This window comes from Actinomadura sp. WAC 06369, assembly GCF_003947565.1.
In the GTDB taxonomy this organism is placed as follows: Bacteria; Actinomycetota; Actinomycetes; order Streptosporangiales; family Streptosporangiaceae; genus Spirillospora; species Spirillospora rifamycini.
This window is the reverse complement of the sequence record NZ_QHJN01000088.1, coordinates 26,093-33,438: the sequence shown is the minus strand read 5'-3', so window position 1 is coordinate 33,438 and position 7,346 is coordinate 26,093. Positions and strand designations below refer to the sequence as shown.

Here is a 7,346-nt window from a genome sequence, read left to right as displayed (position 1 = left end):
GCACCGCCTGGTACGTCCGCGTCCCGGAGTCGGCCAGCGCGGGCGCGGCCAGGACGCCCGCGGCGGCGAGGGCCGCGGCGGCCGCGGCGAGCGGCCTGCCTGCTGTGAGTGCCATGGTCTCCCCTTCGGGTCCGGGCGCCGGGCGCGCCCGCGGGTCCCTCCGGTGCTCGTCCCCCTTGATCGTTATCGACAAGGGAAGGAGTCGGAATCGGTCGGGCAATGGGTGCGGGACGGGTCCGACATGGCCGCGACGTCGCCCTATGTGCGGGCGCGGGGGGCGATGTCGCATCGGCCGGCAGGTAATGACACACTTACCGGAGTTTGTCTCACGGAGGTGCGTATGTCGGCGACCGTCCAGCCACCCGAAAGCGTCACCTGGCGCGTGCACATCGACCGGGCCATGTGGGTCGGGGGCGTCCGCAGCCTCATGCTCCAGGCCCTGCACCCGGTGGCCATGTGGGGCGTCTGGCAGAACTCGAACTTCCGGGAGGACCCGTTCGGACGGCTCCAGCGGACGTCCGACTTCGTGGGGCTCTCGACGTTCGGCAGCGAGGAGGAGGTCGAGGCCGCCGCCTACCGGGTGCGCGAGATCCACCGGAGCCTGCGCATCCTCAACCACGACACCGGCAAGAAGGAGCGGCTCGACCAGCCCGAGCTGCTGCTGTGGGTGCACTGCGCCGAGGTGTACTCCTACCTGGAGGTCGCGCGGCGGGCCGGGCTGCCGCTGACGGACGCCATGGCGGACCGGTACCTGGACGAGCAGCGGCAGTCGGCCGTCCACGTGGGCCTGCACGCGGAGGACGTCCCGGGGAGCGTCGCGGAGATGGAGCAGTACTTCGCGAGCATGCGGCCGCACCTGCGGGTCACCGAGGAGGCCGCCGAGACCGTCCGGTTCCTGATGTGGCCGGCGCTGCCGGAGAACCTGAAGTTCCTCGCGCCCGGCAAGCCGGGCTGGTTCCCGTTCGGGGCCCTCTGCTACTACTCGCTGCCGGACTGGGCCCGCGCCATGTACGGGGTGCTGCCGGAGGTGCCGCAGCCGGCCGTCACCGCCGCGCTGCGCTCGTTCCGGATGACGATGAACTCCGTGCCGGAGCGGCTGCACGACTACGCGTTCGCCCAGAACACCCGCGACATGCTCGACCGCGCGCGGCGGCGGCTGAGCGCCGAGGGCTACGACCTCAGCAAGGGCCTGTACGGGCTGCGCGACCCCCGGCGCTGGCCCGCCCGCCAGACCGCCGGCGCGGTCTGACGCGTCAGGCGTCGACCGGGAGCGCCGCCCAGGGCTCCTTGCGCGGGGCGGCCTCGCGGCCCTCGGGGCAGTGGCGCGCGAAGTCGCACCACCCGCAGAGCGGGCCCGGACGGGCCGGGAACCGCGCGTCGAACGGGGCGTGGTCGACCGGCCGGGCGGCCTCGCCCCGGCGCGGCTTCGGCACCCGGGACCGGTAGTCGTCGTCGGCCGCGGACGCCTCGGCGGCGAGGTCCTCCGCACGGCCGAGATGGCGGTCGAGGGAGTCGGCGGTGTGCTCCCACGCCGCGACCTCCCCGGACGGCAGGTGGTGCAGCTCGACGCGGCGGCAGGGCCGGCGCAGCACCCGGGACGCCGCGACCGCGTAGATCGCGAGGGCGAGCGACCCGCGGGCGTCGTCGGACGTGAGGGGGCGGCGCCCCGTCTTGTAGTCGACGACGACGAGTTCGCCGCCGCGGGCGTCCAGGCGGTCGATGCGGCCGGAGACGGCGATGCGGGCGGTGCGGGTCGCGACCGTCCGCTCGACGCCGACCGGCTCGTCGGACGGGTCGAGGCCCGCGACGTAGCGTTCGGCCATGTCGCGGGCCCGCTCGCGCTGCGCGGCGGACTGCTCGGCGTCGCGGTACCCCTCGGTGATCCACCCGCGGACCAGCAGGGACCCGGCGGCGGCGGGCGTCCGCTCGGCCTCGGGCAGCCGCCACCACGCGGCCAGCGCGTTGTGGACGCTGGCGCCGAAGCTGTTGTGCGCCCACGCGGGCCCCTTCGGCGGCATCGGACGATCGAGGTAGGTCATCCGGTAGCGGCGGGGGCAGTCCTGCCAGGTGTTGAGCCGCGACGGCGTGCACGCGTACAGGCGTTCGGGCATGCCGTCGAAGCCGAGCTGCTCGGCGGCCACGCGTCAGTCGGTGTCCTCGCGCGCCATGTCGCCCCAGGACTCCCAGCGGGCGTTCTCCTCGCCGACGGTGGTCTCGTCGCCCTGGGCGGGCATGACCTGCAGGTCGCGGGGCAGCGGGTCGAGCAGCGCGCCGATCGCGTTGAGCTGCCGGCGCAGGTCGTCGAAGGCGCCGCCGATGGAACCCGGACGGCCGCGGTGCAGGGTGTCGCCGGAGAACAGCACGCCGAGCTGCTCGCTGATCACGCAGACGCTGCCGGGGGTGTGCCCCGGGGTCTGGACGATCTCGAGCTGGGCGTCGGCGATCTCGAAGACGCCGCCGTCCTCCAGCCAGATGTCGGGTTCGAGGGACCGCAGCGCCTTGGCGTCGTCCTCGTCCTCCTCTTCCTTGGCGAGGCGGCCGAAGTAGTCGCGCCACAGCAGCCGGTCGGCGCGGTGCAGCGCGATCGGCGCCCAGTTCTCCTCGTCCTCCTCGCCGGCGGCGGCGACCTCGAGCACGACGCTCAGCCGGTGCTCGTTGCCGTCGGTGAGCAGCACGGCCATGACCTCGCGCTCGCCCACCTTCTCGAGGATGGCCTCGGCGTCGAACGCCGGGTCGATGACGATGACCTCGTCGTCGTCGCCGACGATGTAGGTGTTGTTCTCGACGTCGTACTCGGTGTCGTCCAGGGTCAGCTTGCCCGACGTCACCACCTGTTCGATGCGCGCGTCCACGCAGGCACCCTACCGCGCCGCGCAACCGGTTCAGGGCAACGGCGAAACGGTGCCGCGGGCGGCGCCGACGAGGGCCTCGTAGGCGGCGGGGGCGGTGGTCTCGGCGCCGATGCGGTCGCCGGTGGGCGCGCCGTGGTCGTCGCTGGACCCGGTGACGACGAGACCGAGCGACGCGGCGAGTCCGCGCAGGTGGGCGCGATCCTCGGGGGCGTGGTCGGGGTGGTCGGTCTCGACGCCGGCGAGCCCGGCGGCGGCGAGCCGCTCGACCAGCTCGTCCGGGAACGCGTAGCCGCGGCGCCCCGCCCGCGGGTGCGCCAGGACGCACGCGCCGCCGGCCGCGCGGACGAGCGCGACCGCGCGCTCGGGGTCGAGCGCGTACCGGCCGACGTGGGCGCGGCCGCCCTCGGCGATCCAGTCGCGGGTGAACGCCTCGTCGTGGGACCGGACGGCCCCGGCCTCCAGCATCGCCTGGGCGATGTGCGGGCGGCCGACGGCCTCGCCCCGCGCGAGCTCGCGGACCCGCTCCCACGCCACGTCCACGCCGAGCCCGCGGAGCCGGTCGACCATCGCGCGCGCCCGGACCACGCGGTCGTCGCGGATGCGGGCGAGTTCGGCCGCCAGAACGGGCTCGGCGGGGTCGAACAGGTAGCCGAGCATGTGCAGGCTCCTGCCCTCGTGGACGCACGACAGCTCGATCCCGGGGACGAGCGTCAGGCCGTCCGGGAGGGCCGCCGCGGCGGCGTCCCATCCGGCGGTGGTGTCGTGGTCGGTCAGGGCGACGACGTCCACGCCGTTGCCGCGCGCGCGCCGCATCACCTCGGCGGGCGGGCGCGTGCCGTCGGACACGTCGCTGTGGACATGGAGGTCGATCACCATTCCCACAGCCTAGGCGCGCGTGTGTGTCAGAGGTCGAGCTTGCAGCTGTAGGCGCCGTAGGGGAGGTCCATTTCCATTCCGGGTTCGCGGAGGTCGAGGAGGTTCAGCTCCTCGAGCATGAGCACGCCCGCGTCCGCGGGCCACAGGACGGCCCACAGCCAGTTGCCGAGGGCCTCGCCGACGAAGACGGCCCGGTCCGGTTCGCGGCCGACCGACCACAGCGGGACGGTGTGCCCGGGGGTCGCCGCCGGGCCGCTGACGCCGATCTTGGCGTGCGGGGGGCTGCCGTCGAACTCCTCGCCGGGGTCGGCCCCGTCCAGCCCCGCGTAGTGGGCGCCGAGCCCGATGCCCGGTTCCTCGGCGATCAGCATCATGTCGGCGGGCCCGCCCAGCAGTCCCGGCCCCGACAGCGCGACACCGCACGCGCGCGCGCCGTCGCGCTCGTCCCCCACGGTGGTGAACCCGGTGACGAGCCAGTTGAGCGGCAGCGGCCACGGCGTCCACACCGGGACGCGCACGTCCCGCAGGACGACCGCGAGGGCGTCCGGCCCCGGCCGGACCGGCGGCTGCCTCGGAAGTACGGCGCCGTGCACGCCGCAGCTCCAGTCGCTCGACCAGAGGCCCGGCGCCTGCACCTGGGACCCGCATCGCGGGCATGTGGGCTCCGCCCTCATGATTCCCCACCATGCGCGGCGGCTCCCCCGCCCGTCAAGGCGCGCCCGGGAAAGACGGGACAAAATGGAGGCATGCGGGAACGGTGCGTGGGCGCGATCGTCCGGGACCGGGAGGGGCGGCTGCTGCTGGTGCTGCGCGGCCGGCCGCCCGGCGCGGGACGCTGGTCGGTGCCGGGCGGCCGCGTGGAGCCGGGCGAGGACGACGCCGCGGCCGTCGTACGCGAGCTGCTCGAGGAGACGGGGCTGCGGGTGCGCGCCGGCGCGCTCGTCGGCACCGTCGAACGGGACGGGCCGGGCGGCGTCGTGTACGAGATCCACGACTACGCCGCCACCGTGCTCGGCGGGACGCCGCGCGCCGGGGACGACGCCGCGGACGTCCGCTGGGCGGCGCCCGCCGAACTGCGGGACCTCCCCCTCGTGCCCGGCCTGCTCGACGCCCTCACGGAGTGGGGCGTCGTGTGAGCCGCGGCCGGACGACCGGCCGGACCTGCTCCTGGACGACCGCCTAGACGACCGGCTGGGCGCCCGGCACGTCCCCGGGACGCCGCGGCGCGTCGGGGCCCGGGTCGGCCGGGTCCGCGCCGTCGGCGGGGCCCTCGCCGGGCGTGACCGTCCGGACCTTGAACCGGCGCGCGAGCAGCACGATGCCGACCGCGTACACGGCCATCGAGGCGACGTCCGCGAGGACGTACTGCCACGGGATCCCGCCCTGCTCCAGGCTCAGCTCGCCGAGCGCCGCCGGGAGCAGGAACGCCATCAGGTTGTTGAACACGTGCAGCGCGATCGTGCACTCCAGGCCGCCGGTCCGCACGGTGAGCCACCCGGCGAGCGCGCCGAAGAGGAAGATGTCGAGCATCCCCCAGCCGGTGTAGCCGTGCCCGGACGTGAACAGCGCCGCGCCGATGACGATGCCGGGCCACGGGGTGCGGAACACGACGCTCAGCGCCCGCGCGAACCCGTTGCGGGCCTTCTCCAGCGTGCACGCGCCGATCGCCTGCATCAGCCAGCCGCGGAAGAAGTACTCCTCGGCCGCCGACTGGAACGGGACGAGCGCCACGATCACGAGCGCCGGCAGGAGGAAGTCGCCCCAGCCGACCCACGATCCCTCGGCGGCCGAACCGGCCGGGTCGTCCTCGACGGACGCGCCCGCGGCCATCGACAGGCCGAACGACACCGCGCAGAACACGACGGCCATGCCCGAGCACGCGAGCATCCACCGCCAGCGCAGCCGTCCGGCGACCGACGACAGCGTCCCGGGGCGCCGCCGCTGGATCCCCCACGCCACGAACGCGACCAGCGGCAGGAACACCGCCAGGGACAGCAGCGCGTAGGCGATGTCGGCCGTGTCGTTGCCGAAGAACGACGTGCCGGTCGGGTCGTCGAGCAGCGCCGGGTCGTCGTCCGACACCATCATCTGGACGACCAGCCCGATGACGCCGAGGACGCCGCCGATGCCGAGCCCGACCACGATGATCGTCACGGTGCCGACGAGCGGGCGCCACCAGGAGTGCGCGTCCGTCCGCGCCATCCGGTGGAACGGCACCCCGCGCGGCGAGGGGACGATCCAGGGCCGCTTCACCGGCTGCGGGTAGCCGCCCTGGCCGGGGCCGTACGGGTACTGCTGCGGGTAGTGGTACCCGTACGGGTCGGGCTGCTGCTGCCCCCAAGCCGGATGCGCCCCGGTGTGCTGCCCGGGGTAGGGCTGGCTCGGGTAAGGCTGGCCGGGCTGGGGGTGCTGCGCGCCGTAGGGCCGTCCCCACGCCGGGGGGCCGCCCGCCTCGTGCGGCGGCGCCGACTGCGCGGGCGGCGGGACCGGCCCGTCCGCTGCCGGGGGCTCCGGTGCAGGAGGCTCCGGTGCAGGAGGACGTGCCCGCCCGTCTCCGATGTCGGGATCGAGCGGCGCCCAGCCGTTCGCGTCCTCCTGGTCAGACATGCGTCCCCTTCTCATCGACCGACGCGTCGCGCCTTGGTATGCGTGGACGAATCGTACGGTCGGTCAGTTCCCGGCGGGCTCGAACGTACGCGTCCGGGACAGCCCGGCGGCGCGGCCCTTCGCGGCGATCACGAGCGCCATCTTCCGGGACGCCTCGTCGATCATCTCGTCGCCGAGCATCGCCGCGCCCCGCCCCTCGACGTTGACCGCGTGGTCGTAGGCGTCGAGGATCAGCTCGGCGTGGTCGTAGTCGTCCTGCGCCGGGGAGAAGATCGCGTTCCCGGCGTCGATCTGCGACGGGTGCAGCACCCACTTGCCGTCGAAGCCGAGGGCGGCGGAGCGGCGCGCGGCGCGCTCGAACCCGACGGCGTCCCGGACGTTGAAGTAGGGGCCGTCGACGGCCTGCAGGTCGTGCGCGCGGGCGGCCAGCAGGATGCGCATCAGGATGTAGTGGTAGGCGTCGCCCTCGGTGTAGCCGGGCGGCTGCTCCCCCACGACGAGCGTCTTCATGTTGATCGACGCCATGAAGTCGCCGGGGCCGAACACGAGGGTCTCCAGCCGGGGCGACGACGCCGCGATGTCGTCGATGCGCGTCATGCCCCGTGCGTCCTCGATTTGGGCTTCGATACCGATGCGTCCGGGCTCGTACCCCATCGCGCCCTCGATCTGGGTGAGGAGCCGGTCGAGCCACTGGACGTGCGAGGGCTCCCGCACCTTCGGCAGCATGATCGCGTCGAGGTTCGCGCCCGCGCCCTCGACGACCTCGATGACGTCCCGGTACGCGAACGGGGTGTCGAGGTCGTTGACCCGCACGACGCGGATCTTGCCCGTCCAGTCCCCCTCGTTGAGCGCCGCCACGACCGACGCGCGCGCCGCCTCCTTCGCGGACGGCGCGACGGCGTCCTCCAGATCGAGGAAGATCTCGTCGGCGGGCAGTCCCTGCGCCTTCTCGATGAACCGGGGGTTGCTGCCGGGGACCGCGAGCGTGGTACGTCGTGAGCGCATGGGGCG

General features: G+C 74.3%; 8 protein-coding genes. 2 read left to right on the top strand and 6 right to left on the bottom strand.

Annotated elements, in window-relative coordinates; genetic code table 11:
* Window positions 1–340 precede the first annotated feature (340 nt).
* Window positions 341–1,249, top strand: a complete 909-nt coding sequence (locus DMH08_RS23170) for an oxygenase MpaB family protein (RefSeq protein WP_125617673.1) — start codon at window positions 341–343, stop codon at window positions 1,247–1,249.
* 4 nt (window positions 1,250–1,253) lie between these two features.
* Here DMH08_RS23170 and DMH08_RS23165 read toward each other — a convergent pair whose 3' ends face one another.
* Genes DMH08_RS23165 through DMH08_RS23150 form a run of 4 tightly spaced genes read right to left on the bottom strand, consistent with a single transcriptional unit; the run spans window position 1,254 to window position 4,402 of the window.
* Window positions 1,254–2,141: a RecB family exonuclease gene (locus DMH08_RS23165; RefSeq protein ID WP_233617755.1), complete on the bottom strand. Its 888-nt coding sequence runs from the start codon at window positions 2,139–2,141 to the stop codon at window positions 1,254–1,256.
* A gap of 3 nt (window positions 2,142–2,144) precedes the next feature.
* Complete coding sequence (locus DMH08_RS23160; protein ID WP_026401307.1) at window positions 2,145–2,852, bottom strand: MBL fold metallo-hydrolase; 708 nt, start codon at window positions 2,850–2,852, stop codon at window positions 2,145–2,147.
* A gap of 30 nt (window positions 2,853–2,882) precedes the next feature.
* Window positions 2,883–3,728, bottom strand: a complete 846-nt coding sequence (locus tag DMH08_RS23155) for a PHP domain-containing protein (protein ID WP_125617671.1) — start codon at window positions 3,726–3,728, stop codon at window positions 2,883–2,885.
* A gap of 26 nt (window positions 3,729–3,754) precedes the next feature.
* Window positions 3,755–4,402: a DUF6758 family protein gene (locus tag DMH08_RS23150; RefSeq protein WP_026401309.1), complete on the bottom strand. Its 648-nt coding sequence runs from the start codon at window positions 4,400–4,402 to the stop codon at window positions 3,755–3,757.
* Window positions 4,403–4,474: 72 nt separating this feature from the next.
* Between DMH08_RS23150 and DMH08_RS23145 the strand changes: the two genes are divergently transcribed.
* Window positions 4,475–4,864: an NUDIX hydrolase gene (locus DMH08_RS23145; RefSeq protein WP_125617670.1), complete on the top strand. Its 390-nt coding sequence runs from the start codon at window positions 4,475–4,477 to the stop codon at window positions 4,862–4,864.
* 43 nt (window positions 4,865–4,907) lie between these two features.
* On the opposite strand, the gene DMH08_RS23140 is transcribed toward DMH08_RS23145, so the two are convergent.
* The gene (locus tag DMH08_RS23140) at window positions 4,908–6,335 is read right to left on the bottom strand and encodes a CPBP family intramembrane glutamic endopeptidase (protein WP_125617668.1); all 1,428 of its coding nucleotides are present in this window, start codon (window positions 6,333–6,335) and stop codon (window positions 4,908–4,910) included.
* 63 nt (window positions 6,336–6,398) lie between these two features.
* Window positions 6,399–7,340 (bottom strand): HpcH/HpaI aldolase/citrate lyase family protein, encoded by a 942-nt coding sequence (locus DMH08_RS23135; RefSeq protein ID WP_125617666.1) that lies wholly within the window; start codon window positions 7,338–7,340, stop codon window positions 6,399–6,401.
* Window positions 7,341–7,346: the final 6 nt, after the last annotated feature.